The organism is Thioalkalivibrio sp. ALJ21 (assembly GCF_000378605.1).
Lineage (GTDB): Bacteria > Pseudomonadota > Gammaproteobacteria > Ectothiorhodospirales > Ectothiorhodospiraceae > Thioalkalivibrio.
The window spans coordinates 1,105,778-1,131,024 of record NZ_KB905155.1; the positions used below are offsets into that span (position 1 = coordinate 1,105,778).

General features: G+C 65.4%; 26 protein-coding genes, 1 pseudogene and 1 riboswitch. Of the genes and pseudogenes, 15 read left to right on the top strand and 12 right to left on the bottom strand.

Features of this window, described 5'->3' with window-relative positions:
• Positions 1-80: 80 nt before the first annotated feature.
• Positions 81-488: a rhodanese-like domain-containing protein gene (locus F579_RS0105155; protein ID WP_018137876.1), complete on the bottom strand. Its 408-nt coding sequence runs from the start codon at positions 486-488 to the stop codon at positions 81-83.
• Between the two features lie 238 nt (positions 489-726).
• Between F579_RS0105155 and F579_RS0105160 the strand changes: the two genes are divergently transcribed.
• The 3 genes from F579_RS0105160 to F579_RS0105170 all read left to right on the top strand — a co-directional run bounded on the left by F579_RS0105160 (position 727) and on the right by F579_RS0105170 (position 1,982).
• Complete coding sequence (locus F579_RS0105160) at positions 727-1,140, top strand: GreA/GreB family elongation factor (protein WP_019025093.1); 414 nt, start codon at positions 727-729, stop codon at positions 1,138-1,140.
• 160 nt (positions 1,141-1,300) lie between these two features.
• Positions 1,301-1,579, top strand: coding sequence for a hypothetical protein (locus F579_RS0105165; protein ID WP_019025094.1), 279 nt, complete (start codon positions 1,301-1,303; stop codon positions 1,577-1,579).
• A gap of 88 nt (positions 1,580-1,667) precedes the next feature.
• Complete coding sequence (locus F579_RS0105170; protein ID WP_019025095.1) at positions 1,668-1,982, top strand: DUF3817 domain-containing protein; 315 nt, start codon at positions 1,668-1,670, stop codon at positions 1,980-1,982.
• A gap of 52 nt (positions 1,983-2,034) precedes the next feature.
• On the opposite strand, the gene F579_RS0105175 is transcribed toward F579_RS0105170, so the two are convergent.
• Positions 2,035-3,153, bottom strand: a complete 1,119-nt coding sequence (locus tag F579_RS0105175; RefSeq protein ID WP_019025096.1) for a cytochrome-c peroxidase — start codon at positions 3,151-3,153, stop codon at positions 2,035-2,037.
• Positions 3,154-3,606: 453 nt separating this feature from the next.
• Between F579_RS0105175 and F579_RS0105185 the strand changes: the two genes are divergently transcribed.
• Positions 3,607-3,954 (top strand): antibiotic biosynthesis monooxygenase, encoded by a 348-nt coding sequence (locus F579_RS0105185; RefSeq protein ID WP_019025098.1) that lies wholly within the window; start codon positions 3,607-3,609, stop codon positions 3,952-3,954.
• A gap of 63 nt (positions 3,955-4,017) precedes the next feature.
• Here the strand turns inward: F579_RS0105185 and F579_RS0105190 are convergent, their stop codons facing one another.
• Positions 4,018-5,478 (bottom strand): plastocyanin/azurin family copper-binding protein, encoded by a 1,461-nt coding sequence (locus tag F579_RS0105190; RefSeq protein WP_019025099.1) that lies wholly within the window; start codon positions 5,476-5,478, stop codon positions 4,018-4,020.
• Positions 5,479-5,716: 238 nt separating this feature from the next.
• Between F579_RS0105190 and mscL the strand changes: the two genes are divergently transcribed.
• Positions 5,717-6,118 (top strand): large-conductance mechanosensitive channel protein MscL, encoded by a 402-nt coding sequence (gene mscL / locus F579_RS0105195; RefSeq protein WP_019025100.1) that lies wholly within the window; start codon positions 5,717-5,719, stop codon positions 6,116-6,118.
• 30 nt (positions 6,119-6,148) lie between these two features.
• Here the strand turns inward: mscL and F579_RS0105200 are convergent, their stop codons facing one another.
• Positions 6,149-7,465, bottom strand: coding sequence for a rhodanese-like domain-containing protein (locus F579_RS0105200; RefSeq protein ID WP_019025101.1), 1,317 nt, complete (start codon positions 7,463-7,465; stop codon positions 6,149-6,151).
• Between the two features lie 117 nt (positions 7,466-7,582).
• Between F579_RS0105200 and F579_RS0105205 the strand changes: the two genes are divergently transcribed.
• A complete protein-coding gene (locus tag F579_RS0105205; protein WP_019025102.1) occupies positions 7,583-7,933 on the top strand; it encodes a hypothetical protein in 351 nt (116 codons plus the stop codon).
• Positions 7,934-7,965: 32 nt separating this feature from the next.
• Here F579_RS0105205 and F579_RS0105210 read toward each other — a convergent pair whose 3' ends face one another.
• Together F579_RS0105210 and F579_RS0105215 are read right to left on the bottom strand one after the other, a co-directional pair.
• Positions 7,966-8,538, bottom strand: coding sequence for an NUDIX hydrolase (locus F579_RS0105210; RefSeq protein WP_019025103.1), 573 nt, complete (start codon positions 8,536-8,538; stop codon positions 7,966-7,968).
• A 1-nt stretch (position 8,539) separates the two neighbouring features.
• Positions 8,540-9,154 carry a microcompartments protein gene (locus F579_RS0105215; RefSeq protein ID WP_012983033.1) on the bottom strand — a complete coding sequence of 205 codons (615 nt, stop codon included), beginning with the start codon at positions 9,152-9,154 and terminating at the stop codon, positions 8,540-8,542.
• A gap of 287 nt (positions 9,155-9,441) precedes the next feature.
• Between F579_RS0105215 and F579_RS0105220 the strand changes: the two genes are divergently transcribed.
• A complete protein-coding gene (locus F579_RS0105220) occupies positions 9,442-10,071 on the top strand; it encodes an alternative oxidase (RefSeq protein ID WP_019025104.1) in 630 nt (209 codons plus the stop codon).
• A 149-nt stretch (positions 10,072-10,220) separates the two neighbouring features.
• On the top strand, positions 10,221-11,852 hold the full coding sequence (locus F579_RS0105225) for a methyl-accepting chemotaxis protein (RefSeq protein ID WP_019025105.1): 1,632 nt from the start codon (positions 10,221-10,223) through the stop codon (positions 11,850-11,852).
• 78 nt (positions 11,853-11,930) lie between these two features.
• Here the strand turns inward: F579_RS0105225 and F579_RS0105230 are convergent, their stop codons facing one another.
• From F579_RS0105230 to F579_RS0105240, 3 genes are read right to left on the bottom strand one after another with little or no spacing between them, the layout of a single operon-like run.
• On the bottom strand, positions 11,931-12,431 hold the full coding sequence (locus tag F579_RS0105230; RefSeq protein WP_019025106.1) for a DsrE family protein: 501 nt from the start codon (positions 12,429-12,431) through the stop codon (positions 11,931-11,933).
• A gap of 34 nt (positions 12,432-12,465) precedes the next feature.
• Complete coding sequence (locus tag F579_RS0105235) at positions 12,466-12,954, bottom strand: DsrE family protein (RefSeq protein ID WP_019025107.1); 489 nt, start codon at positions 12,952-12,954, stop codon at positions 12,466-12,468.
• On the bottom strand, positions 12,951-13,589 hold the full coding sequence (locus F579_RS0105240) for a TetR/AcrR family transcriptional regulator (RefSeq protein WP_019025108.1): 639 nt from the start codon (positions 13,587-13,589) through the stop codon (positions 12,951-12,953). Before F579_RS0105240 ends, F579_RS0105235 begins: the two co-directional genes overlap by 4 nt.
• 251 nt (positions 13,590-13,840) lie before the next feature.
• A riboswitch (yybP-ykoY riboswitch) is annotated at positions 13,841-13,958 on the top strand.
• Positions 13,959-14,075: 117 nt separating this feature from the next.
• Between F579_RS0105240 and F579_RS0105245 the strand changes: the two genes are divergently transcribed.
• A complete protein-coding gene (locus F579_RS0105245) occupies positions 14,076-14,711 on the top strand; it encodes a TMEM165/GDT1 family protein (protein WP_019025109.1) in 636 nt (211 codons plus the stop codon).
• 64 nt (positions 14,712-14,775) lie between these two features.
• On the opposite strand, the gene F579_RS0105250 is transcribed toward F579_RS0105245, so the two are convergent.
• Positions 14,776-15,948 (bottom strand): TlpA disulfide reductase family protein, encoded by a 1,173-nt coding sequence (locus tag F579_RS0105250; RefSeq protein WP_019025110.1) that lies wholly within the window; start codon positions 15,946-15,948, stop codon positions 14,776-14,778.
• A 275-nt stretch (positions 15,949-16,223) separates the two neighbouring features.
• Between F579_RS0105250 and F579_RS14600 the strand changes: the two are divergent.
• From F579_RS14600 to F579_RS0105275, 5 genes and pseudogenes are all read left to right on the top strand, one after another.
• A pseudogene (locus F579_RS14600) lies at positions 16,224-16,839 on the top strand (rhodanese-like domain-containing protein).
• Between the two features lie 52 nt (positions 16,840-16,891).
• Complete coding sequence (locus F579_RS0105260) at positions 16,892-18,913, top strand: site-specific recombinase (RefSeq protein WP_019025113.1); 2,022 nt, start codon at positions 16,892-16,894, stop codon at positions 18,911-18,913.
• Positions 18,914-18,920: 7 nt separating this feature from the next.
• Complete coding sequence (locus F579_RS0105265) at positions 18,921-19,937, top strand: alpha/beta fold hydrolase (RefSeq protein ID WP_019025114.1); 1,017 nt, start codon at positions 18,921-18,923, stop codon at positions 19,935-19,937.
• Positions 19,938-20,066: 129 nt separating this feature from the next.
• Positions 20,067-22,667, top strand: coding sequence for a bifunctional diguanylate cyclase/phosphodiesterase (locus tag F579_RS0105270; protein WP_019025115.1), 2,601 nt, complete (start codon positions 20,067-20,069; stop codon positions 22,665-22,667).
• A gap of 77 nt (positions 22,668-22,744) precedes the next feature.
• Positions 22,745-23,122: a YajD family HNH nuclease gene (locus F579_RS0105275; protein ID WP_019025116.1), complete on the top strand. Its 378-nt coding sequence runs from the start codon at positions 22,745-22,747 to the stop codon at positions 23,120-23,122.
• A 31-nt stretch (positions 23,123-23,153) separates the two neighbouring features.
• Here F579_RS0105275 and F579_RS0105280 read toward each other — a convergent pair whose 3' ends face one another.
• Positions 23,154-23,735, bottom strand: a complete 582-nt coding sequence (locus tag F579_RS0105280; protein ID WP_019025117.1) for a GNAT family N-acetyltransferase — start codon at positions 23,733-23,735, stop codon at positions 23,154-23,156.
• Positions 23,736-23,949: 214 nt separating this feature from the next.
• Here F579_RS0105280 and F579_RS0105285 point away from each other — a divergent pair, with 214 nt between their 5' ends.
• The gene (locus F579_RS0105285) at positions 23,950-24,399 is read left to right on the top strand and encodes a host attachment protein (RefSeq protein ID WP_018995195.1); all 450 of its coding nucleotides are present in this window, start codon (positions 23,950-23,952) and stop codon (positions 24,397-24,399) included.
• Positions 24,400-24,464: 65 nt separating this feature from the next.
• Here the strand turns inward: F579_RS0105285 and F579_RS0105290 are convergent, their stop codons facing one another.
• Positions 24,465-25,172 (bottom strand): 2-keto-4-pentenoate hydratase, encoded by a 708-nt coding sequence (locus F579_RS0105290; protein ID WP_026301113.1) that lies wholly within the window; start codon positions 25,170-25,172, stop codon positions 24,465-24,467.
• Between the last annotated feature and the right edge of the window lie 75 nt (positions 25,173-25,247).

Below are 25,247 nucleotides of genomic sequence, written 5' to 3' on the forward strand. Positions count from 1 at the left end.
TTACATGCTGCACCAGCGACAGCCACAAGTGCCCACGGGTTCCCGACGAGGCCGGGAAAGGCCGGCCAGTCAACGAATCGCTAGTCTTTCCAGCCGCGAAAGCCTTCCCGTACCGAGAGGCAACGGGCATAGCCCAGCTCGCGCAGCAGCTCGGCAGCGCGCAGGCTGCGGCGACCGCTGTTACACAGGCACAGCAGGATCTGGTCCTGCGTCACGTGGTAGCGATTGATCAGCGAGAGGAAGTGCTGAAAGTCGCGATCATCCGGCTCGTCCGCGTCCAGCAGTTCCTGCTCCTCCTCCGAGATCTCCCGCCCCAGCAGCTGTTTCAGCCGGAACAGCGGCACCGACACCGCACCTTCCACCTCGCCCTCCAGCTCCAGCTCGAAGGGCTGGCGAATATCCAGCAACACGGCCAGGCCGATATCCACCAGTTCACGCGCCGAGCTGACGCTGATTTCCAGTTGCGGGTCGTTCGTCTCGTTCGCCATGAAGGCTCCTTTGCAATGTCGGGATCGGAAAGATCGGGATTAGGCACACGAAAAATGCCACGATTCACAGGGATTTGCCTTTTTCGGGGTGCCTGGGTAGCATCCTCATTTCTTTAATTCTAACAGACACTTATCAAACGATGGAGCACGCGATGACGGGAACCCTCACTTAGGCCGGGCGCCGAATGTTCCGCGCCCGGCCCATGCCTTCTTCTACCTCTGAACAGGAGATGCGACCGTGGCGCGCAAGAATTCGTCTTACCTTCGTCAAGCCTACGATTCCCAGGTCAATCGCTGGGTCCGCCAGGACTACTGGGGCGCGATTGGTACACCAGTCGACCTGGCCTCGCTACTCGAAAAGATCGAGAGCGAGACACCCCATCCGGACACCACCCCCCGGTGCGGACAAGTCATCCAGACAGGCTGCTGCGTCCGCCTGCTGGACCTGCAGACCGAGGAAACCTATCTGGTCGAGCTTTGCGAGCCGGAGCACGCCCAGCCCGAGCGCGGCAAGATATCGATCCTGTCCCCTCTGGGCTCGCGTCTGCTGGGGCTGCGCAAGAACTCGCTGGCCGAGATCACGCTGCTCCGTAGCCGACTGCGATTCCTGGTGATCGAAATACTGGCACCGGGGCAGGATCCAGACCAATGATCCATACATGCCTGCCGGAGGTTCGCGCCCCGGCAGGCACATCATCAGGCCGGAATACCGTACCCGTGTGCTGCCTCTTCATCTTCGCAGAACGCTTTGGGCACAATCATCCCGTAGCGGTGCCGCCACAAATATCTTGCACCCTGCCCGAGGAGGATGCGTGAGGCTCTGGTCGAAGTGGAAAAAAGGTGGGGCGCTGCTGGCCGACGTGCTCAAGCGCAACGGGATCGACCCTACGGCCGCCGCGGCCCAGGAGGTGTTCAGCAAGATCCTGAACGAGGCCGAGGCGGCAGCCGATACACGCCTGAAGAACGAGCAGGCCGACGGGAGCCTCTCGCCCGACGAGCGCAACACGCGCTGGGAGGCGCTGTTCTTCGAGGAGATCCGCGCCCGGGCCAAGAGCTACGCCCAATCCGCGCGCAACCAGCGCAAGGATTGAACAAGCCACATTGCCCGGTGCATTTCGTGGAGTCCGTCGCACTTCGTGCTAACCTCCGCCGCGTTTCCCCATCGACCGGTCCCGCCCCATGAAGCTCTTTCGCCTGATCAGCGTTCTCGAGGGTTTGTCGCTCATTACCCTGCTGTTTATCGCGATGCCGCTACGCACCTATGCGGATATGCCGCTGGCCGTCACCTATGTCGGCTGGGTGCACGGCATCCTGTTCATCATCTACGGCGCGACTTCGTTGATCGCCAGTCATCAGAGTGGCTGGCCGGTGTGGAAGTGGCTGCTGGTCCTGTTCCTCGGCGTCGTGCCGTTCGGCTTCCTCTATGTGGATTACCTGATCCGCCGCGAGGCTTCCTCCAGCGGTGAGGTCGGGGCCGCCCAAAGCGCAAACTAAAAGCGGCCACCCCATGGGTGGCCGCCAGTTGCAGACGGTATACCGAGGCTCGCTAGTCGCGCTTCGCGAGTGCGTCGCTGCCTTCGCGCTCCTTCAGTGCATCCTCGACACCTTCAGGAAGGTCAAACGGCACCCCCTCGGGCGGACGGAAGTTCACCGGGATCTCCCCGGTCAGGGACTCCATGAAGGCGACCATGCTCTCGATCTCGTCTTCGCTGAGTTCCTGCCCGAGTTGGATCAGCGCCATGATGCGGGTCGCCTCCTCCAGCGTCTCGACACTGCCGTCATGGAAGTACGGACCGGTGTTGGCGATGTTGCGCAGGATCGGCACTCGGAAGAAGTACTGGTCGCTTTCCTGACCGGTCGCGGCCATCAGCCCTTCGTCGATGTCGTCCGGGTGCGTACCGGTATGCTCCCAGTAGTCCTCGACCACCCCGAAGCGCTGGAACTGCTCGCCACCGGCCAGGGGGCCACCATGACAACCGGCACAACCGGCGTCCATGAAGTTGCGCAGTCCACGCAGCTGGATTTCGCTCAGGACATCGTCCTCGCCATCCAGGAAGTCATCGAAGGGTGCCGGGTTGCGCAGCGTGGCCTGATAGGCCTGCAGCGCGAGGCCATAGTTTTCCGGGTTCACGGCGTCATCGTCATCCGGGAAGGCCTCCTCGAACTTCTCGGCATAGCCGAACTCTTCGAGCAGCGGCAGGATGTCTTCCTGCTCGTCAAAGCCCATCGAACCGGTAATCGAACCCTGGGCCTGCTCGGCACCCGTCTCGCGGTCGCCCAGCCAGCGGTTGGCCTTGGTGTCCATGGAGAAGAACACGGTCTGCGAATGGCGCCCGGTCTCGTTACCGCGGGCGTCAATGGAAAGACGGCGCAGGTCGGAACCCCAGTTCTCCTGGTAATGACAACTGGCGCAGGCGGTCATGCCGTCCCGGGACAGGCGCTGGTCCCAGAACAGGTGCTCGCCCAGGACGGCCTTGGGATCGTTGCGTTCCTCGAAGTTGGAAGGCGTGACCGCGCCAAACATCACGCGCGCGCGATCGCGAAGCTCCTCGGCATCCTCGCTATCGGCCTGGGCCGAGGAAAAACCAATGCTGGCGACCGCCAGCACGGTGCTGGCCAGCAGTGAGTGGACCAATGGACGGTGCTGGAAGCGGAACGGTTTCATGCTGAACCTCCTGTGGAGCAGACGCGGTTCTGCGGGTCCGCGTCTCTGGATGGGCCGAACACCGGGGCTGCGAGGGTGGCGTTCAGCGGCAAGGACAAGGCTTTTCGGCCTGGGGACAGGCTACCGACCCAGCTCCTGCATCCAATGATGCAGATCATATTCAGCAAGGATCCGGGGGAACCGGGGTTACGCAGGCGGGTCTTGCCGGCTCCGGGAATGATGTTCCGCACCAGGATCCCGGATAACCGCTGCGCGGTTTCCGGGATGACACTGGCAGGTGCTGGGTGCTGGGTGCTGGGTGCTGGGTAACGGGTGACGGGTGACGGGTGACGGGTGACGGGTGACGGGTGACGGGTGACGGGTGAGCCGAGGATCACGCCGTGGCTCGGCTTCCGCACAATGGGCTTTGGCGTGCTTTAATCGGCGCTCCATCCCGCCGATAGCGAAGCCGCCATGATTGCCGTGATCTTTGAAGTGGAACCGCATGCCGCGCGCAAACAGGACTACCTGGATGCGGCCGCGCAGTTGCGCGAGCACCTGAAGGATGTGGAAGGGTTCATCTCCATCGAGCGCTTCGAGAGCCTGAGCCAGCCGGGCAAGGTGCTGTCGCTGTCGTTCTGGCGCGACGAAGACGCGGTGCGCCAGTGGCGCAATCTGGAGGAGCACCGTCAGGTGCAGGCGGCCGGGCGCGGAGGCATCTTTGTCGACTATCGCCTGCGCGTGGCCGAGGTCGTGCGCGACTACGGCATGCACGACCGCGACCAGGCCCCCTCCGACTCCCGCGCCGCCCACGGCTCCTGAAGCCTGCCTGCGGCGCGGCGATCACCGCCGCCTGTTGCGGGCGCTGCCCCGCTCGGGCCGGAGTCAGTCGCTATCCCGCACGAGGATGCGGCCCTGCATATAGGGGTGCGGGGCGCAGATGTAGTCGTAGGTGCCCGGCTCGGTCAGGGTGACGCTGTCGCTCTCGGCGTGCGCCAGCATGGAGGTCGCGAACGACTGCGGACCGCTCAGGGCCACCGCGTTGTGCGCACCGGACGTCTCGCCGTGACCGTACGTGAAAACATCCTCGTTGACCCAGGTGATCTTGGTGCCCGGCGCCACCTCGACGATCTTCGGGTAGAAGGCATTCCCCTTCATCTCGATCACGACTTCCTCGATGTCGGAGCTGAAGCGAACCGGCCGATCGGCGCGCGCGGGTACCGGGTTGGCATCGGCGTCCGGGATGCCGAATGGCGAAAGAATCCGCCGCGCTTCGCCAATCCGCTCTTCCAGCTCCGCTGGCTCATAGCTCGGGCCCTCGGCCAGGATCTCGGAAGGCGTATCGGCGTCCGCACGAGCATCCAGCAGACCGATGGCACCGCGACTGGTGCCCCCCACGCCGTGATCCAGCATGGTGTAGACGCCCTCCTCCGGCGGTATCCGGAACTCGATCACCCAGGAGTCCGAGGGGCCCGCGGTGACCGTCTGCCCGCCGGGCCACATGGCCTCGGGGTGGCCCTGCCAGTACACGTAGTCCCAGACGATGCCGACGATATGGAAGGTCGAGAGCAGGTTGGGCCCCACGTTCAGGAAGTACATGCGCACGTAGTCGCCCGGGCGCACCGGGATGGGGTTTTCCACATAGCGGAACAGCTCGCCATTAAAGGCGGTGTAGCTGGGATCGCCTTCCACCGCCTCCTTGCCGCTGGCGTACAGCTCGTGCTGCAGCATGTAGAGCTTCAGATCCGGCTCCTGGCCGAGGTCCTCTTCCAGCTTGTAGGGCTTGTCGCGCGGCTCGACCACCATCATCCCGTACTGGCCGAACATCACATGCATGGGGATGGCATGGCCGCCCGGCGCACAGTGATACATGAAGACCCCCGGCGTGGTCGCACGGAAGGTGATCGACTTGGTCTGCCCGGGCATGATGGAACCGACATGCTTGGAGGTCTGCGTATAGGCGGCATGGAACGATGCCCCGTGCATCACCGCCCCGCTATTGGTGATCTCCATGCGCACGATGTCGCCCTCGGTCACGCGCAGGGTCGGGCCCGGTAACTGGCCGTCGATCAGGAAGCCGTCGTAGACCACGCCCTGCCCGATCGGCACCTGCCCCTCGTTGAGGTCGATCCGGAGCACATGATCCGGCTCGACATCCTGCGAGACGTACCCGGTCGGCCGGGTCTCCAGCCCCTCGTCGCGTTCGATGATCTCGATAAAGTCGCTGTCACCGAACAGCTCGCTGAAATCCGGCCCCGGTGAAGCCTGCGCCGCGGAGGCCACCCACCAGAACAGTCCGATCACGCACCAGACCACGAGGTGCATACCCCGGTGGTGGTAACCCATGGCCGAAGATGCTGCTTCTGTGTCCTTCATGGCGCTCTCCCCCGGGCCGGCTGCGCGGCACCCCGAAAAACCTGCATCGCCTATATACCTATTTCTAGACGCACGGAACCAAGTTGCGCAAGTCACGCGCCCATGGGGCGGCCGCGGAAAACCTTATATGCCGCCCGTCACCGCCAATGGCAACGGCGTCGGCACTGGCCTATAGGAACTTCTTTACCTCCGGGAAAGGAGAACGGTCATGGGCATCGTCGAGGAGTTCAAACAGTTTGTAGCGCGCGGCAACGTCATCGATATGGCGGTGGGCGTGATCGTGGGGCTGGCGTTCGGGCAGATCGTGTCGTCACTGGTATCGGACGTGCTGATGCCCCCCATCGGCCTGCTGATCGGCGGGGTCGACTTCTCGGAGCTGATGATCGTGCTGCGCGAGGCGGAGAACGGCGTGGCCGCGGTGACGATCAATTACGGCATCTTCATCAAGCGCGTGGTGGACTTTCTGATCATCGCGATGGTGGTGTTCGCCGCGATCAAGATGATCGCCCGGCTGCAGCACAAGAAAGAAACCGCGCCCGCCGAGCCGCCCGCCCCCAGCAACGAGGAGAAGCTGCTGGCGGAGATCCGCGACCTGCTGAAGTCGAAGTAACGGCGAGGGAGGCCCCGCCGCCAAGGGGCATCAGAAGTCCTCGAACTCCATCGCACGGAAGACGCGCCCGGCGTTTTGCCGGTGGAGCTCGTCGTAGGTGTCCAGGTGGCGGTAGGCCGACTGGTCGATGTTGTAGGCGTCGTTCAGCGTGCCGCCGGTATCGAGGATCTCCTGCACCTCCTCGCGAAGGAAGACGAGGTAGTCGCGGGTGTACTTGCGCAGTTGCTCGAAGTCGGTCACCGGGCCACCGTGGCCGGGGATGATGTAGTCGGCCTCGATCGCCTCCAGCTTGTCCCAGGTTTCGATCCAGCCGGCGGTGTCGGTGTACTCGAAGATCGGCAGCATGCGCTCGTGGAAGGCGAGATCGCCGGTGATCAGCGTCTTGCGATCCGGGGCCCACAGGGCGATATCCCCCGGGGCGTGCGCGGGGCCGAGAAAGAGCACCTCGATGATCTCGCCCCCCATGTCCAGCTCGACGCGATCCTCGAAGATCTTGTCCGGCGTTCCGAGTTCGGTCAGAAACGCCTTGTCGCGGGTGCGGTTCGGGGCACCCTCCAGGCTGCGCCGGCCGTTCTGCTCGATCTCGCGCGCGGCGTCCTCGTGTGCAATCACCGTTGCGCCCTGCTCCTGCCAGTAGGTCATGCCGAGCATCGCGTGCCCCTGGGCGTTTTCCAGCACCACATACTTCACCGGCTGGTCGGTGCGCTTCTTGATCTCCTCGTGCAGGGACTGGGCCAGCAGGTAGTTGTCGCCGGCGTTCATCACCACCACGCCATCGTCGGTGATGATGAACGACAGGTTGTTGTTGTGGCCCGAGTTCTCGTAGGTCGAAGGCTGCGTGGCACCGATCGCGGACCACACGCCATCGGTCACTTCCTGCGGCATGGCGTAGAGGAAGGAATCCAGCGCCTTGTCGAGCACGTACAGCGGCAACTCGGCCTCCTTCCACTCGGGGAAGCCGCCGGCGTAGTTGTGCACGTTGGTGTACCCCATGCGCTCGAGCGTCTGCGCCGCGAGCGCGGAACGGCGGTTCTCGTCGCTGTAGACGACGATCGGCGTGGCTTTGTCGGACACCGCACCCGGGATACGAAACTCCAGCTCGCCCCGCGGGATGTTGAGCGTGAGGTGCGAGCGGATCTGGCCGCCGCCCAGCTCGATCTCCTGGTGCGAGCGCACGTCGATCAGGACATGGTCCGGCTCGTTCGCGATCAGTTCGCGCAGGGCCTCCTGGTCGATATCGGTGACCTCGGCGCGGGCATCCTCGACCAGGGAATCCGCGGTGATCTCGTCTCCCTGTGCGACGCTTGCCGCCGCGAACAGGGCCAAAGCCAGCCATGATGTACGCATCGGGGTGTCCTGTTGTTGCCGGATGTGATTCCCTGAACATAGACAGCCACGGCGCGAGCTTCCATAAAAGCGCCCAGCAACGGAACGCCCTGCCCCCGGCGTACAGGAGAAACCACCATGACAGACGCCGCCGAGCTGGCGCGACTCAAGGAACGGATCGATCAACTGGCCGGGATGGCCGCCGATGAACATGCGGCTGCGGCACGCACGCTCGCCGACGAGCTGAAGGGAGAACTGGCGGCACGGTCAGGTGGCGGTAAACCCGCTTCGGGAACCAGCCAGGCGGACCATTCAGGGGAGTTGCGGGCACCCCGGGAGACGAATCTGAGATGCCCGCGATGCACGCTGCATTCGTTCAACTTTCAGCCTGGCTCGATGCGCACACGCGATGACGGCGCGGGTTACGAGGCGCGCTTTCACTGCATGAGCTGCGGATTCGAGGACTACGCGCCGGTCAAGCCCCGCTGAGGGAAACACTGAGCGGGCTCGCTGCCGCGTGATCAGCGTGGATGCGTGTGCAGCCAGGTGCGCATGCGGCGGGTCTTCTCGACCATGCGCCAGAGGGAACGGCTGTTGTTGTAGCGCGAGACGTGCTGCAGCGGTACCCAGAGGATGTCGTGCGACTCGTGGCTGCCGGGGACCGGAAGGCGGTCGTCGATCTCCAGCAGAAAGCGCACGTCGATGTGTTCGTGCATCGGGAAGTGCGGGCTCGCCGGGATGGTGTGGATGTCGAGGTCGAAGACGTCCTCGGCCACCAGGTGGATATGTTCCCGCGCCAGGCCCGTTTCCTCGTGGATCTCGCGCAGGGCGACCTGCAGGATGTCCGACTGGCCGTCGGCATGCCCGCCCGGCTGGAACCACCGGTGGTGCTTGCCATGCAGCAGGAGCAGCACGCGTTCGCGGTCCGGGCTGACCACCCAGGCCGAGCCAGTCACATGTGCCGGCAACAGATCGCAGTGGAAGCAGTCCGGATGGGCCTGCACGAAGTCCAGTGCGCGGCGCACAAAGCCGGCTTCCTCGATGAACGGGGTCTGGTGATGGGCGAGCAGCTCGAGCAGTTGCGCGCGGTGCATCTTATGTACCGGCGGGGTTGTGCAGGGCGTGGATCGCCGCCCGCGCCGCCTCGTCGATGTCCGCTTCGGAGCCGGCCAGCGTCAGGCGGCCGAACGCACCCACCGCGCGCACGTCGATCAGCGAGACATGGGAGGCCTTCAGCGCCTGATTGGCCGCATAGATGATGTAGCCGGCCGGTTCCGCCTCGAGGATGAACATGCTCTGGTCGGGCAGGATCATGTTGCCGCGCCGGTTCTGGCGGTTGATCAGCACCGTGTGATCCGGCGTCATGCCGCGGATCGTCTCCTGCCACGGGATACGGCAGGGCTGGCGTTCGGACTGATCCGCGCCCAGGCGCTGCAACAGCACACGACCGGCCTCCTGCACATCGCTCTGGTCGCGATGGTGGATCACCATGGAACCGAACTCGCGCTCCACCACCTGCTGCGCGAGGTGCACCCGGGTGGCCTTCAGCGCGACGTCCGTCAGCCGGTGCACGGCCATGCCCGGCGACACCTCCACCCACAGGCACGCGTCCCCCGGCACGGGCAGAAAGCCCTGGGAGACGGTGGCCATGTATTCCGCCAGCTGAGGCTGGAGGGAATCCATGTAGACGTAGGTGCGCAGCTTGATCATCGATTCGCTCAGGGAAAGACCCCGTTAGCCCCCGCGCGGCGCGGCCCGGGCCCGCGCGGGAATCCGCACACACGAATTTGAGCCGCCAGAAAACCGCCGGCTTGTTCGCGCACACGGGAGAATAGAGGGGCGTATTGTGAACGCAGCGGCCCCGAAGCTCAACGCCAGACGCTCCTGCACCGCGCGAAACAGCGCATTTTTGTGACACGGCGGAACGACAGTGCGGGTGGCTGGCTCTACTCTCGAGACAAGACATTCATGTTCTTGCGCCCTGCCCGGGAGCCTGTATGAGCATCAACCAGGAAACGGACCTGCGTCGCCATCACGAGCCGCGCGATTTCTCCGACCGTGTCGCACGCGCCTTCACATCCATGATGCGCCTGTTCGCCGACACCTTCTTTGCCCGCCGCTACGGGCACCGCGCCGTGGTGCTGGAAACCGTCGCGGGGGTCCCCGGCATGGTCGGGGCTACCTTGCAGCATCTGCGCTCGCTGCGCCGCATGGAGGACGACCACGGCTGGATCCGCACCCTGATGGACGAGGCCGAGAACGAGCGGATGCACCTGCTCACCTTCATCGAGATCGCCTCGCCCAACTGGCTGGAGCGGCTCCTGATCATCCTGGCGCAGGGCTTCTTCTACACGCTGTACTTCCTGATCTACGTGGTCTCCCCGCGCACCGCGCACCGGATCGTCGGCTACTTCGAGGAAGAAGCCGTGATCAGCTATACCGACTACCTGGAGGAAGTGGAAACCGGTGCGATCGAGAACATCCCGGCACCGGATCGCGCCATCCAGTACTGGGACTTGCCGGAGGACGCACGCCTGTCCGATGTCATTCGCGCCGTACGCGAAGACGAGGCCGGCCATCGCGACGTCAATCACGGCTTCGCCGATCTTCTAGCCAGAAAGTCCTGACGCCATAACCGCCGGGCATTCCCCCTCTGGGCGACCCGATGTCGTCCCACCCCCCGGCGAACCACTCAATACGGGCGAGATCCTGCCGTTAACCCCTCTGCCCCCGAGCACTTTCGCTTCGGGGCGAGCCCCCTACAAAGGACTTGCCCATGCCCCGCTCGCTGAACATCCGTTCCCGGCTGGTGATCACGATCATCGTCCCGGTGCTTGCACTTCTGCTGGTTACATTGATGGCGGCGCGCGGCATCGCGAACATCGAGGAGGGGGTACAGAGCATCTACGACGACCGCGTCGTGCCGCTGCAGCAGCTCAAGACCATCGCGGACAACTACGCGGTTCTGGTGATCGATGCGGTCAACAAGGCCGACAACGGCCTGATGTCCGCCGAAGAGGCCCTGGAAGGCGTCCGCGCAGCCCGCGCCGAGATCAACGACCTCTGGGAGCACTACATGGCCACCACGCTCACCGCCCGCGAGGACGAGCTGGCCACAGCCGCGATTGGGGAGTTTCGGGCGGCCAATGCTGATCTCGACCGCCTGGAACGGGCCCTGTCCGGCATGACGGGGAACGTTGAAGGCGAACTGGGCGCGTTCAACGGCCCACTGTACGAAACCATCGACCCGATCAGCGACCGCATCACCGAACTTGTCGACCTGCAGATCGAGGTCGCCGGCATGGAGGCGGAGCGTGTCTCGGAGGTCTACGGCCAGGTACTCCTGCGCACCGGCATTGTGCTGCTGATCGTGTTGATTGCGGTCGTCGTGATCGGCACATGGACCTACCGCGCGATCGCCACCCCGGTATCACGGATGCGCGAGACCCTTGCCTCGATCGTGGCGAATCATGACCTTTCGAAGCGGGTCGAGGTCGGGAGCGACGACGAGATCGGCGCCACGGCCCGAGCCCTGAACGGCATGCTCGAGCAGTTCGAGGGATCGATCCGGGAACTGCGAGGCCTGACCGACCAGATGGCTTCCGCCGCGGAGCAGCTCTCCGCCGTCAGCAGTCAGACCAACAGCAACGTCGACCAGCAGCAGTCGCAGACCGAACAGGTCTCCACGGCGATGAACGAGATGGCCGCCACCGTGCAGGAGGTCGCACGCAATGCCTCCGATGCCGCCTCGTCCAGCCAGGAAGCGGATCAGGAATCCCGGGATGGAGGAGAGGTCGTGCGCTCGGTGGTCAAGGAGATCGGCCGCCTGTCCGGCGAGGTTGCGACCATCGAGGGCAGGGTCCGCAGCCTGGACGAAAAGGGCCAGCAGATCGGCTCGGTGCTGGATGTAATCCGCGGGATTGCCGAGCAGACCAATCTGCTGGCACTGAACGCCGCGATCGAGGCCGCCCGCGCGGGCGAACAGGGTCGCGGCTTCGCGGTCGTCGCCGACGAGGTGCGTACCCTGGCCTCCCGCACCCAGGACTCCACCGCGGACATCCAGGCCATGATCGAGGCTCTGCAGGCCGGCACACGGGAGGCCGTCAGCGCGATGGGGCGCGGGCGCGAAATGGCGGAATCGACCAGCCACGACGCCGAACGGGCCGGCGAGGCACTGGAATCGATCGTTCAGGCGGTGGGACGCATCAGCGACATGACGACCCAGATCGCCAGCGCGGCCGAGGAACAGAACGCGGTGGCCGAGGAGATCAACCGCAATATCTCCACGATCAACGACCTCACCGGCGATACCGCCCGTGGCGCGCAACAGACCTCCACGGCCAGCCAGGACGTCGCCGGCATCGCCGCCCGCGTGCGGGACCTGGCCTCGGCCTACCGCATCGCCTGACGCGGCATGGGCACAAAAAAGGCCGTCACATCCCTGTGACGGCCGAAAAAGGGACCGTGTGAGAGGTCCCGGAGGTGCTCAGTAGACCGGAACCAGCGCGTAGCCCTGATTCTGGTAGCCCATCACGGCGATGAAGCCGCTGCGAACCGGCTGGATCGCATCGAGGACCTTGTCGTTGTCCACACCATAGGCACGCGTGGCCGCGGCACAGACCTCCATGCGCACGCCCAGCTCGTCCAGGCGTTCGACGGCCTTCGCGATCTCCTCCAGCGTGTCGCCGTGGTCCATCGCGATCTCCGGCTCGGGGTCGGTGGTGATGAACTTGACCGCCTCGGCGATAAACACCATGCGCAGCTCCGGTTCCACGCCTTCCTTGATCAGGTTTTCGTGATTGGTGGCGATGCCGCGCAGGTAGGCCAGCATCACGTCCGGGTCGGACTTGCGCATGTCGTAGACCGCGCGCATGGTCTCGATGCCTTGGGTGGCCTCGCGGTTGTCCAGGCCTTCTGCGGTCGCCGTGGACGTGAGGCCAAGCGGCAGTAGCAGGGCGAGCAACAGGATCAGTATTCGGTTTCGCATGGGTCATCTCCTCCTGGGGTGATCGGTGTTTCCGTTAGTAGACCGGGATGACCGCGTAGCCCTGGGCCTGGTAGCCGGTCAGCGAGACGAAGGTGTTGCGTACCGGCTCGATGCCAGGCAGCAATTCGCCGTGGTCGACCCCGAACAGCCGCGTGGCCACCGAGCAGGACTCCATCCGCACACCCTTCTCCTTCAGCGCGGCGATATGTCCCTCGATCGCATCCAGATGGTCGAACTCGGTCAGCTCGAAGCGCTCGCGGTCCTCGCTGAGCATGGTCACCGCCCGCCCCCGGAAAGCGAGGATCATGTCGGGCTCGACGCCCTGCTCGGTCAGGTCCTCGAAGGTCTCGCGGATCACCATCAGATACAGCGCGAGCAGTTCGGGGTCGTTGTTGTTCAGGTCGAACACAACCCGACCCTGATCGACGCCCTCCAGGGCCCGGGCATCGGTCGGCTCCGCATGCGCGGACAGGAACACCACGGACAGCGTCAGGATCAGGGAAAGAACGGCCAGCAGTTTCATTCTTCGGTCTCCTTGGTGGGGTGGTTTGTGGCCGCAGGCGGATCACTCGCAATCGCCCGCCAGGCCGCGTCCTGCATCGACGCCAGGTAGTGCGACAGGGGTTCTTCGAGGACACCATCGAGGTGCAGGTGGAGAAGGCGGATCGCCCCGCCAAATGCCGCGGTGGCGGCGACCGGGACCTCGATGGGGCGCAGCTCGCCGGAGGCGATGCCCTGCTCGATGCACTCGCGCATCCGCAGGAAGGGTCGCGACGAACACACCGGCGGCTCGTGCGGCAGGAACTCGCGATGGCGCGCCTCGAGCACGAAGCGCATGGTGCGGGGATCATCGGTCGCCGCCCGGAACATAAAGGCGATGATGCCGTCGCAGCGCGCGCGGCACGACCGCTGCTGCTCCATCACCTCGCGCAGGCCGGCATCCATCCGCTCCAGCAGGTCGTCGTACAGGGCCTTGGCCAGCGACTCCTTGTTGCCGAAGTGGTGGTAGATCGAGCCGATCGAGACCCCGGCCTCGCGCCGGATGTCGTGAATCGAGGTGTTGAAATACCCGGCCGTGCTGAACAGCTCCAGCGCCGTCTCCAGCACGCGCTGGCGCAGCGCACCCCCGCGCAGGTTTTCCTGTACCGCAGCCGACATGTCGCACCCTAGAACGAACGTTCGTTCTAGTTTATGACGGAAACCCGGTGATTGCCATCACCCACGGCAGATGCCACACGATCGGCAGCCCCCGTCTGGAGGTACAACGCCGGCCCGAATGAGCGGTCCAGCCCTGACAGCACACCCCGGATGACAAGGGACAGGGTCAACGGCGGCCTGAAACCGCAGGCCGATCCCGCCCGCCGGTGACCGTGGACAGGCTCCGGCCGGTTTGGCTATAGTTCGCGCACCCTCAGGGGAGTAGTCGCTCCGGCACCGCCGGAGGCACGCGTCAACATCCTTGGCCCGCGGGCCATGGCGTGTGCAGCCCGTCCGAAGGCACCCCGATGTGCCTTCGAATAGCGGCCTGACGAGACCTGTGGCATCGATATCCGCCTCGCGTGATCGCGAGGACAGCCCATGGGCGGGCGGCGGATGACGATGTCACCGGCTCTGCGTTGCGCCGCCCGCCCCGGAATTGCATTCATGGAACTCTTTCTGCTGTCCATTGTGGCTGTGGCCATCGCGGAGATCGGCGACCGCTCGATGTTCCTTGCGGCCGTGTTCGGCATGCGCTGCCGTAGTGCCTGGGCCGTTTTCTGGGGTATGGCCACCGGCCTGTTCCTGAACCAGCTGTTGTCCGCCGTGGTCGGGATCTGGCTGTTCGCGGTCATCGCCACCGACTGGCACCTCTGGGTGGTCGGCTCGGCCTTCCTGATCATGGCGATCTGGGTCCTGTTCCCGGAGGACGAGGGAGACGAGCAGGCGCCCAAGGCGCGCAGCGCGTTCTTTGCCGCCGCGGTCGCCTTCTTCCTGTTCGAGATGCTGGACAAGACCCAGCTGGCCGTCGTCACCCTGGCCGGGGCCTCCGGCGCCCTGCTGCCCGTCGTACTGGGCGCCACCGTGGGCATCCTGCTGATCACCACCCCGGCCCTGATCCTGGGCAAGCGCTTTGCCGCGCGCATCCCGGCCGCACCGATGCGCTTTGTCGCATCCGGCATGTTCCTGCTGATCGGCCTGTGGACCTGGGCCGAGGCCGGCAACTGGATCCCGGATCTTGGCCTTCCGGATCTCTCGGGCTTCCTGATGCAGGCGGTCGAGAACCACCAGCAGGGGCAATAACGCAAGGCTGCGCTCGCGGGAGGCCCAAATCTCCTGATCCCGCGGGCGCGCTCCGTTCGCCGCGTTATTGCATCAAATCGCGCACCGTGTCGATGACCTCCGGATCGTCCCACTCGATGGCGCTGTTGACCGAATAACGGATGCGCCCCTCGCGGTCGAGGATGAACGAGCTGGGGAAGGCGAATACCCGCCAGCCTGCGGCCACCCGGCCGTCGAAATCCATCAGCACCGGGAAATCGACCTGTACCTCGTCCATGAACTCGGCGATGTGCTCCGCGCTTTCCTGGTAGTTGACCGAGACGATCTCGAAGCCCTCGCCCAGCTTTTCCGCCATGCGGTTCATCGACGGAATCTCGTGTACACAGGGCGGGCACCAGGTCGCCCAGAAGTTCAGCAGGATCACGTCCCCGGCATAGTCGCTCAGAGACTGCTCGTCCCCCAGGTGATCCGTCAGCGTGAAGTCCTCCATCGGCGGGGCGTGATCCCGCTCCACAAGGCCGCGCCGGGCTTCCACGGTCGCCTCGCGCTCCGGGAGCGGGCTTGCCACGAGCGGGCGCGGCATGGTCGCCAGCAGATTGCCCGCCCGACGTAACTGACGCGCCAGCTGATCGGTCGCGGCGCGCTCCTCGGCACTGGGGTCGCCGCGACGGAGATAGTAGAAGTCGCGCACCTCGGGGACCATCTGCACGAACACCGGGCTGCCGCCCCCGCGCAGGGCGCCGAGGATCTCGTCGAGATACCAGCGATAGACCCCCAGTTCCGGCTGCAGGATGAAGACCGGCAGGTTGGTGGCACGTGCCACGTCCACGTACTCGGCCGGCGCCCCGGCCACGGGTGTGTCGACCATCAAGTTGGGGAAGCCCAGCGTCGCGCCGATCAGGTAGGCGCTGTCGGGTTCGCCGAGCTGCCACTGGCGCATGCCGCGCAGCGCGACGATCGACGGGCGTCCGGAGGCCACCAGCATCACCTCCTTGCCCGTCTCGTGGTGGGCCTCGCGGATCAGTGCGGCCACGCCCTCGCCATCCAGGCTACGCATGCTCTCATTGGTACGGGGCAGGAAATACGCGTCCAGCAGGTCAACCATCCACACCTCGATACCCGAGGCGACCAGTTCGCGCGCCAGCCGGTCATGGTTCTCGTGTTCCCCCGCCTGGGGCAGCAGCCACAGATACAGACGCTGACCGTCGGCCGGGTAGACGCTCACGTCGAGAGCGGTGCCGGAGTCGTCCGTGACCACCCGTGATTCGGGTTCCGCCTGGGCGGCTGCCGAACCCATGAGCAGCAACCAGCAAACTAATACCCAGAGGCCTGCACCCGGGACCCCGCCCATCCTGCTTACTGTTGCCTTCATGCAGCCACTACCCTCATCAACAGCACCGGATGAGCCGGCACCTGCTATGTTCAATATATCGCGCGCGTTGACCCGCATTGCCGCGACGGGAGGTGCGCATGCGCCGAGATCGGTCCTTGCTACACGGGATTTGTTCGTTTCTCGCATTCGGGCTGCTCGCCATGCCCTTAGCGCTGTCCGCCGAACTCGAAGTCAAGATCACCACCGGGCTGGAACAGTTCGATGTCCTGCACCACGGCGAGATCGTGACCGTCCACCGCGACCAGGACACCTTGCAATACCCTCGACCTCGACTACCAGATGACGTCGCGGGCCTGCCCGCCCTACTGCATCCAGCCAATGGATCTGGGGCGCGGCGTGGAAACGCTCGGTGAACTGGAGTTCATCGAGTATCTGCGCCAGACGCCGGTGCGCGACGATCTGATCATCATCGATTCGCGCACCGAACGCGAGTATCGCCGCGGCACCATCCCCGGTGCGGTCAACATCCCCTGGGAGCGGCTCCACTTTGCCTCGGGCGCCGACCCGGAGGACGTGCGCGAGCTACTGACCGAACGCTTCGGCGTGCTGTTCGATGGCGACTTCTACGACTTCAGCCACGCAAAGACGCTGGTGCTGTTCTGCAACGGCCCCTGGTGTGGCCAGTCGCCTACCAACATCCGCACCCTGACCAATCTCGGCTACCCCGCGCACAAGCTGAAGTGGTATCGCGGCGGCATGCAGCTGTGGCACGTATTCGGCCTGACCACGGTTCCGGGCGAACCCGGGGGCCGCTGACCGGGCACCGGCTGTCCGTATAATGGGGTATTTCGATTGCGCAGGGAGCGTTATGCAGACCCCGGACGATGCCGCACAGTTGCTGGACACCCTGCAGGATGACAGTCAGTGCGATCTCGCCGAGACCCTGCGCCGCATCGTGGACTGGCTGCGCCCGGACACCCCCCGCAACGTGGCGCCGGTCATTGCCCGAATCGAGAGCCTCACGCTGGCGCTGCAGGAACAGCCCGAGGTGCGCGAACGCCTGCGCGAGCGCCTGGAGGCCGGCCTGGAGGACGCCCGCCACCTGACGCTGTACACCGGCGTGGGCCTGTTCTCCCGCAAGGGATTCTTCCGCGAGGCGGCGGAACTCCTGTACGAGCGCGTCAACCCACACCCAATGGACCGCGCGGATCTTCGGGACGTGCTCTACCACGTCTTCGACGACCCCGATGACGCGATCTGGGTATCGGCCCTGCCGGACGATGCCTGGTCACGCCTGCTGGGAGCGCTGGGCTGCCTGTCCGGCGAGCACCCCGGCGTGCTGGACCGCGCCCGCAGCGAGACGCTCTATGCCCTGGAGATGCTCTCCATCTGGATCGCGGCCGAGGAACTGGAGCCGGAGTTGCTGCGGCTGGACCCGTCGATTGCCGAGCGCAATTCCGCCTTCGTCGCGCAGGAGCGCGAGATCTCCGCCTATGTGCGCGACTACCGCGCCTGGCTGCAGGACCCCGGCCACGAGCGCATGGACGACGCCCACGCACGGGTGCTGCTGGATCAGTGCGGGGATCAGATCCTGCGCCTGCGTCGGCGCGCGATCACGCATGGCAGCAGCCTGTCGCTGACCCACCTGCTGGAGCGCTTGGACCAGACGCTGTCGCGCATCCACAAGCTGCTGGACCTGCTCGAGCCGCGCGAGGAGGCGCATACGCGCGCCACCGCGGTGGGCGTATTCCGCGATTTGGTCACGGCCAGTGCCCGCCGCCATGGGCTGCGCGCACTGTGGCAGGACAACATCCGTCTGGTGTCGCGCAGTATCACGCAGCGTGTCTCCGATACCGGCGAGCACTACATCACCCGCGATCTTGGCGAATACCTGATGATGCTGCGCTCGGGGGCCGGGGCAGGTCTGATCATCGCCTTCATGGCACTGATCAAGATCCAGGTGGAATCACTGGGCCTGTCCGAGGGCTGGAACGCCTTGTGGGTCAGCCTGAACTACGGCCTGGGCTTCGTGCTGATCCATATACTGCACTTCACCGTCGCGACCAAACAGCCAGCGATGACCGCCGCGCGACTGGCGGCCGCGATCGAGGAGAACGAACGCGGCACGGCCGACGCCTCGAAGCTCGCGGACCTGCTGGTGCGGGTGGGCCGATCCCAGTTCGCGGCAGTGCTGGGCAATGTCGGCGTGGCACTCCCCATGGCACTGCTGATCGGGGTCCTCGCGGCCTGGGGTTTCGGCACGCCAATCCTGTCGGGCGCCGAGGCGGATTATCTGCTGGATGGTCTGCGCCCGATCATGGGTCTGGCGCTGTTCTTCGCGGCCATCGCCGGAGTCTGGCTGTTCGTCTCCGGCCTGATCGCCGGGTTCTTTGACAACCGTTGCGCCTATCTCGACCTGCCCGGTCGCCTGCGCGAGCATCCGCTGCTGCAACGGCTGCTGCCCACCACCACGCGCCACCGCCTCGCCGACTGGGTCGGATACAACTACGGCGCGGTGCTGGGCAATTTCCTGTTCGGTATGCTGCTCGGGATGACCGGCTTTGTCGGCTACCTGCTGAACCTGCCGCTGGACATCCAGCACGTGGCCTTCGCCTCCGCGAACCTTGGCTACGTGACCGCCAGCGAGTCCATCGGCGTATTCACCTTCCTGCTGTTCCTGGTATTCGTACTGCTGATCGGCGCGGTCAACCTGTGGGTCAGCTTTGGCCTGGCCCTGTACGTTGCCCTGCGCGCCCGCGGCGTGCGTATCGGGGCCTTCGACCGCGTACTGAGGGCCTACGGCCGGCACCTGCGCCGGCACCCGACGCAATTCCTGCTCCCGCCACGGGGTGGCGAGGCCCAGGAAGGTGACGAGGCGCCGCCCAGGTGAGGCCGGCATGATGCGCGCCTGGTGGGTCGCCCTCGCCGCCTTCTGGCTGGCCGCCTGTGCCGGCAGTCCGCCACAAACGCCCGCGGACGAGGCCCCGGATGAGCGCCCGGACGCCGAGGTCCTCGAAGCCGCGGACGGGACCCGCCTCCCGCTGCACCGCTGGGGCCCGGAAGAACCTCGCCGGGTTGCGCTGGCCCTGCACGGTTTCAACGACCACGGCGGCAGCATGGCGGCGCTGGGCGAGGCCCTCGCCGAGCACGAGATCGCCGTCTACGCCTATGATCAGCGTGGCTTCGGCGCCAACCGCGATGTCGGCCGCTGGGCGGGCTACCAGACGATGGCCGAGGACGCCCGCACCGGGCTGCGCATCCTCGCCGAGCGCTACCCCGACAACCCGCCCTACCTGATCGGCAAGAGCATGGGCGGGGCCGTGGCCCTGCTGGCCACTAGCGGCGAAGAACTGCCGCCCATGCGCGGGACGGCCCTGATCGGCCCCGCCGTCTGGAGCCGCGATCAGATGCCCTGGTACCAGCGTTTTGGCCTCTGGGTTGGTGCCCGCATTGCCCCCGGCATGCGCCTGACCGGCGAGATGGCGGCGGAATTCGATATCCGGCCCACCGATGACCCGGCCGTGCTGGAACAGATGCGCGATGACCCGCTGGTCCTGCGCGATGCCCGCATCGACGCCCTGGACGGGCTGACCACGCTGATGGGTCGCGCGCTGAGCGCCGGAGACGCCCTCCCCGCCCCAAGCCTGCTGCTCTACGGTGCGAAGGACGACCTCGTGCCACCCGAGCCCACGGCGGCGCTGGCCGAACGCCTGGCCGCAACCGGCGACCCCGGCCACCGCATGGTGCTCTATCCCGAGGGCTATCACATGCTCACACGCTATACCCGGGCGGAGGACACCTTCGGCGATCTCGTCGCCTGGATGCTGGACCCCGAGGCCACCCTGCCCTCCGGCCACGAACGGGCCCCGGAGACCATGGTGCAGAACCTTCGGGAACTCGACGAGCAGCGCTGACGCTGCCTGATTGGGCGGGCCGAAGGGCCACATGGCGCGAGCCGCTCTCCAGTGTGATCCAGATCAAAGTTTATGAGTATGAGATCTCTCATACTCGAGGCCCTTTGACCTCGTCCCGAAGGCGCTCCCATGTCCGCCGAACGTCCCGCATCCCCGCGCCGGGCCCTGCGACTGCGGCTGTTCATCGTCGCCGCGATCATGGGCGTGGCCCTGCTCGTGTTCCTGACGGTCCATATCACCTCCACGCTGATCTATGAACGCACGATGGCGCGCCAGGCGGAACAGACCGCCAGCGGCATCGCCCACCAGACCTTCGCCTCGATGTTCCAGATCATGCGCGAGGGCTGGACCCGCGAGCAGCTGGAGGCGTTCTCGGCGGGGATCGAGGAATCGCTGGCGGACACGCCGCTGCAGCTGGATTTCTATCGCGGTGAGAAGGTCTCGGCGTTGTACGGCGACGTGGACCAGCCTGCGTGGCACGAGCGCATCGAGCATGCATTCGAGACCGGTGCCATCGAAAGCCGGCAGGACAATGGCGAGCTGCGCTACACCTTCCCGCTACGGGCCCGCAACGAATGCCTCGCCTGTCATGGCAATGCCTCCAGCGGCGATGTGCTCGGGGTGATGGAGGTGCGCCAGGACCTGGGCACGGCGATCAGCGAGGCGCGCAACCAGCACGTCTGGACCTTCCTGGGGACCGGGCTGGGCACGCTGCTGCTGGGTTCCCTGATCGCCGCCTGGGCGACGGCGCCCATCACCCGTTCGGTGCGCCGGTTCCAGGATCAGGTGACTCAAGTCAACGCGATCAAGGACCTCAACCACGTCGAGACGCAGGCGATCGACACCGGCTTCGTGGAGCTCAACCAGGTCGTCGATCAGGTCGACGATCTGGTGCGCAAGCTGCGCGCGGTCGCGGTGGACAAGGACATCCTCGAGTTCGAGCTGAAGCTGCTGGACAAGTTCATCATCACCTCGGACGTGGTGCGGGACTGGCGCGAATACATCGGGGTCCTGCTGACCGAGATCAACACGATCATCGATGCCTACACCCTATTCACCCTGTTCAAGGCCAACGACGACGTCTACGAGCTGGAGATCTTCTGGCGCGCGGAACCCAAAGAGGCCACCCGACGCACCGTGGAACGGCTGGCCACGCATCGCATCCGGGCATCCGAGGAGTTCGTGCGGGACGCGAATATCAGCGTGCGGCACAACGTCGCCGACGCCTCCAGTCATCTGCCGGAACTCTCGCCCCGCCAGATCGAGCTGGCGACCAAGTCACTGGTACTGGACACCCCGCGCATCGGCGGGGTGGTCGGGATCGGCGTGCAGTCCGAACTGGTGCGCGACCCGGTCCGTCACGTGGTGATCGAAAGCATCCTTTCAACCCTGCTGAATCTGGTTGGATCTGTGAAAGCGATCTACAAGTACACCCAGGACCTCGAGTACTACGCGACCCGCGACCCGCTGACCAACCTGTACAACCAGCGGGTGTTCTGGGAACTGTTCAACTACGAGATCAAGCGTGCCGAGGGGCACGGCTACCCCTTTGCGGTGATGGTCGTGGACCTGGACAACTTCAAGACCATCAACGACCGCTACGGCCATGCCTTTGGCGACCGCTTCCTGCAGGCCTATTCCGAGACGATCCAGGGCGCGATCCGCAACGAGGACATCCTGGCGCGCTACGGCGGTGACGAGTTCGCGCTGATCCTGCCCGAGACCGACCTGCAGTCCGCCTGGCAGCTGGCCGCGCACATGGCCGAGGCCACCGATGGCCTGTCGCTCCCGGCCCCGGACGGCTCGCGGGTCAAGGCCACCACCTGCATCGGCATTGCCGCCTACCCGCGGCACGGCAAGGACACGCGCGACCTGTTCCTGGTGGCCGACAACATGATGTACAAGGCCAAGCGCGAGGGGAAAAACGCGGTCTGCGTACCGAGCGACGAGGAAGTGGCCGCGGTGTTCCGCGAGGCGGGCGAGACCGGCATCATGATCATGGAGGCGCTGGAGGACCGCCGCATCGTGCCCTACTTCCAGCCGATCATGGATACCGCCACCGGCGAGGCCCCTATCCACGAACTGCTGATGCGCATTCGCGTGGGCGACGAACTGATCCCGGCGGGCCAGTTCGTCGAGGTCGCCGAGACCATGGGCGTGATGCACCAGCTCGACTATGTGCTGATCGAGCAGGCCTTTATCGAGGTCAGCCGCTCCGGCTACTCGGGGCTGCTGTTCATCAACCTCTCGCCGCGCGCGCTGATCATTGGCGAGTTCATCGGCAAGGTCCGCCAGCTCGCGCACGACCATGGCATCGACCCGTCCAAGGTGGTGTTCGAGATCACCGAGCGCGACACGGTGAAGAACATGGCCGTGCTCGAGCAGTTCGTGCTGGATCTGAAGCAGCAGGGATTCCAGTTCGCGGTCGACGACTTCGGCTCGGGCTTCTCCTCGTTCCACTACCTCAAGCGCTTCCCCATCGACTTCGTGAAGATCGAGGGCGATTTCGTGCGCAACATGGTCCACGACGCACGCGACCAGGCGTTCGTCCGCTCCATCGCGGCGCTGGCGCGCGACCTGAACGTGCGCACCATCGCCGAGTTCGTGGAGGATGCCGAGATCCTGGAAGCGGTCAGGTCCATCGGCATCCACTACGCCCAGGGCTTTCACGTGGGCCACCCCGGCCCAGGGCCGCTGCCTGGTCCCGGGAATGGCGAGACCCGCCACTGAGCGGCCTCGCCTGACGGACCACGCTGTTTTATCGTGGGGACAGCCACCCGTACTTCCAGAGAGTGGCCGGAGGCACGATGGGACAAAAGGGCAAGGGGTCTTCCGAACGGCTGGACGCGCTGGTCGCGCAAAGTCATCGCTCGCGTGCGGAACGCGAGCAGGGCTATCGCGAACAGGCGCTCAAGATGTACCCGTGGGTCTGCGGGCGCTGCGGGCGGGAATTCACGCGAACCAACCTGCAGGAGCTGACGGTCCACCACCGCGACCACAACCACGACAACAACCCGCCCGATGGCAGCAACTGGGAACTGCTGTGCCTGTACTGCCACGACAACGAACACCAACGCTATACCGACGCGACTCCCGGCAACGGCAAGAGCGCCGGCACCACGGCGACCCACAACCCCTTCGCCGGGCTCGCCGACCTGCTGAACCGGGACGACGACTCGAAGTAAGGCCTGCGGGGCAGGCTTCCCGAGGATTTGCTTACAGGGACCGCCACCAGAACTGGAGCGGCTTCCAGGTCTCCTCTTCCTCGCCCAGATCCGGCCAGTGGTAATGGCATACGAGCCCTTCGGCGGGTTCGTAGCCACGCTTGCGCCAGAAGCCGTCCAGCGGGCGATAGCCCGCCGGGCGTGCCGGATGATCGTCCGGGCGGATGACGGCGCAGAAGGTCGCCTGCGTATAGCCCGACTCGCGCGCCGCGGCCTCGCGGGCATCAAAAAAGCGATGGCCGGCCCCCTGCCCCCGACAAGAACGCCGCAGGACCGACTCCGCGAGATAGAAATAGCGCTCGGGGTCCAGTCCGTTCTGGACAAAAGGGGCCTGAAAATCGGCGTCGGCCGCCGCCAGCGGCAGCGAGGTCGACGCGCCCACCAGTTCGTCGCCATCCCAGGCGAGCACCACCGCGCTTTGCGGACATCGGACATAGTCGGCCAGGTAGTCCCGCTCGTACTCGACGGAGCCTTCGTACAGGTAGGGCCACTCGCGAAAGACCTCGATACGCAGACGCGCAATGGCCTCCAGATGCGGCTCAAGGCCCGTGCCACGTTCCATCGTGAAGTTCACCCCCGCCTCTCCTTTATTCATACGTCCTGTGACACAGATCAAAGGGGCCGATTCGATGCCCCTGGAACCAGGAAACTCAGCCACAACGATCTACACTCAGGAAGAAAGGATGCAACATCCCGCGCGGACCCGATGGCAGTACCGGGCCCGCTCGTGGATTGCGTGTCCATTTCGCCCTTCGGGGCATTCACGTCTGTCCAACAGGAGGCACTGTATGGATACCGTATGGATCGTTGTGGCCGATGCCGCCCGCGCGCGCATCCTCAGTTGTGAAGGTCGTGCCTGCCAGGGTCTGCACGAAATCGAGACCCTGACGCACACCGAGTCCCGCGTACATCCCCGGGAGCTGGTCACCGACCGCCCCGGCCGCAGCTGGAGCAGCGCCGGAGGTGACGGCCGCCACGCCATGCAGGAGACCACCGACCCAAGTGTCAACGAACGCAACCGTTTCGCCCGCGAAGTCGCCGACCGTCTCAGGGGGGGCTATCACAGCGGCAGTTACCAGCGGCTGGTGATCCTCGCCGCGCCACAATTCCTGGGGGCCCTGCGCGAACTACTGGACCCGCAGGTCGCACAGATCGTCACCGCCCAGATTGCCAAGAACGTCTCCAAGATCCAGGACCCGGCCGCCCTGCGCAGCCACCTGCCGGACTTCCTCTACTAGCTCACCGACCTTGCTCGACAAGGGCCCGCCCAGCGCGGGTCCTTGTTTTTTGCTCGGGCCACTTTTTACTCGAACCTCACTTCGACTTCCGGGACATGGTCCGGGACCAGGCCCTCGTAACGCACCCGAAAGGCGTCGTGTTCATCCACCGCAAACAAGGGCCCGAAGCTCCCCAGGCTCAGCAGTTCGCCGGCCTCTAGGGACTCGCCGCGGGCCGCCAGTTCATCCACCAGCCAGAGGACGGCGTCCAGTGGGTGTCCGAGGATGGCGCTACCCGGATACTCGCCCAGCACCTCGCCATCTTCGTTCTCGATGACCACCGTCATCGCGGCCAGCGTCTCAGCCATCTCCGGGGTCACGGGCACCGGCTCGCCAAGGACACCTCCCCGCGCGCCCACGTTGATCGCGGTAATGCTCCGGGCATCCAGGGTCGCGGGGTCCGCGACCATCAGATCCACGAGCTCAATGAATGGCAGCACCCAGTCGATGGCCGCGAGCACCTCGGCATGGTCCGATGCCTGCATGATGGCCGGGTCCGCCACGCGAACGGCCAGATCGGCCTCGACCATGGGGCGCGCGCCGAAATCCCGCGCGACCGGGAGCTCTGACGGCCAGATCATCCCGGCCAGCATGGGGCCCGCCACCGGGGCATCGGCGCCGAAGCGTTCCTGCACGGTCTCGGAGGTCAGCCCGACCTTCCACCCCACATGCGGCCCCACCACCACATCCAGCTCCGTCACCATGGCGCGCTGAATGCACAGGGCATCGGCCATGTCCTCCGGCTTGACCCGAGCTACGGGCTCCAGGTCCTGCCAGGCGGCTGCGAGGGCCTCGCCCTCGTGGGCACT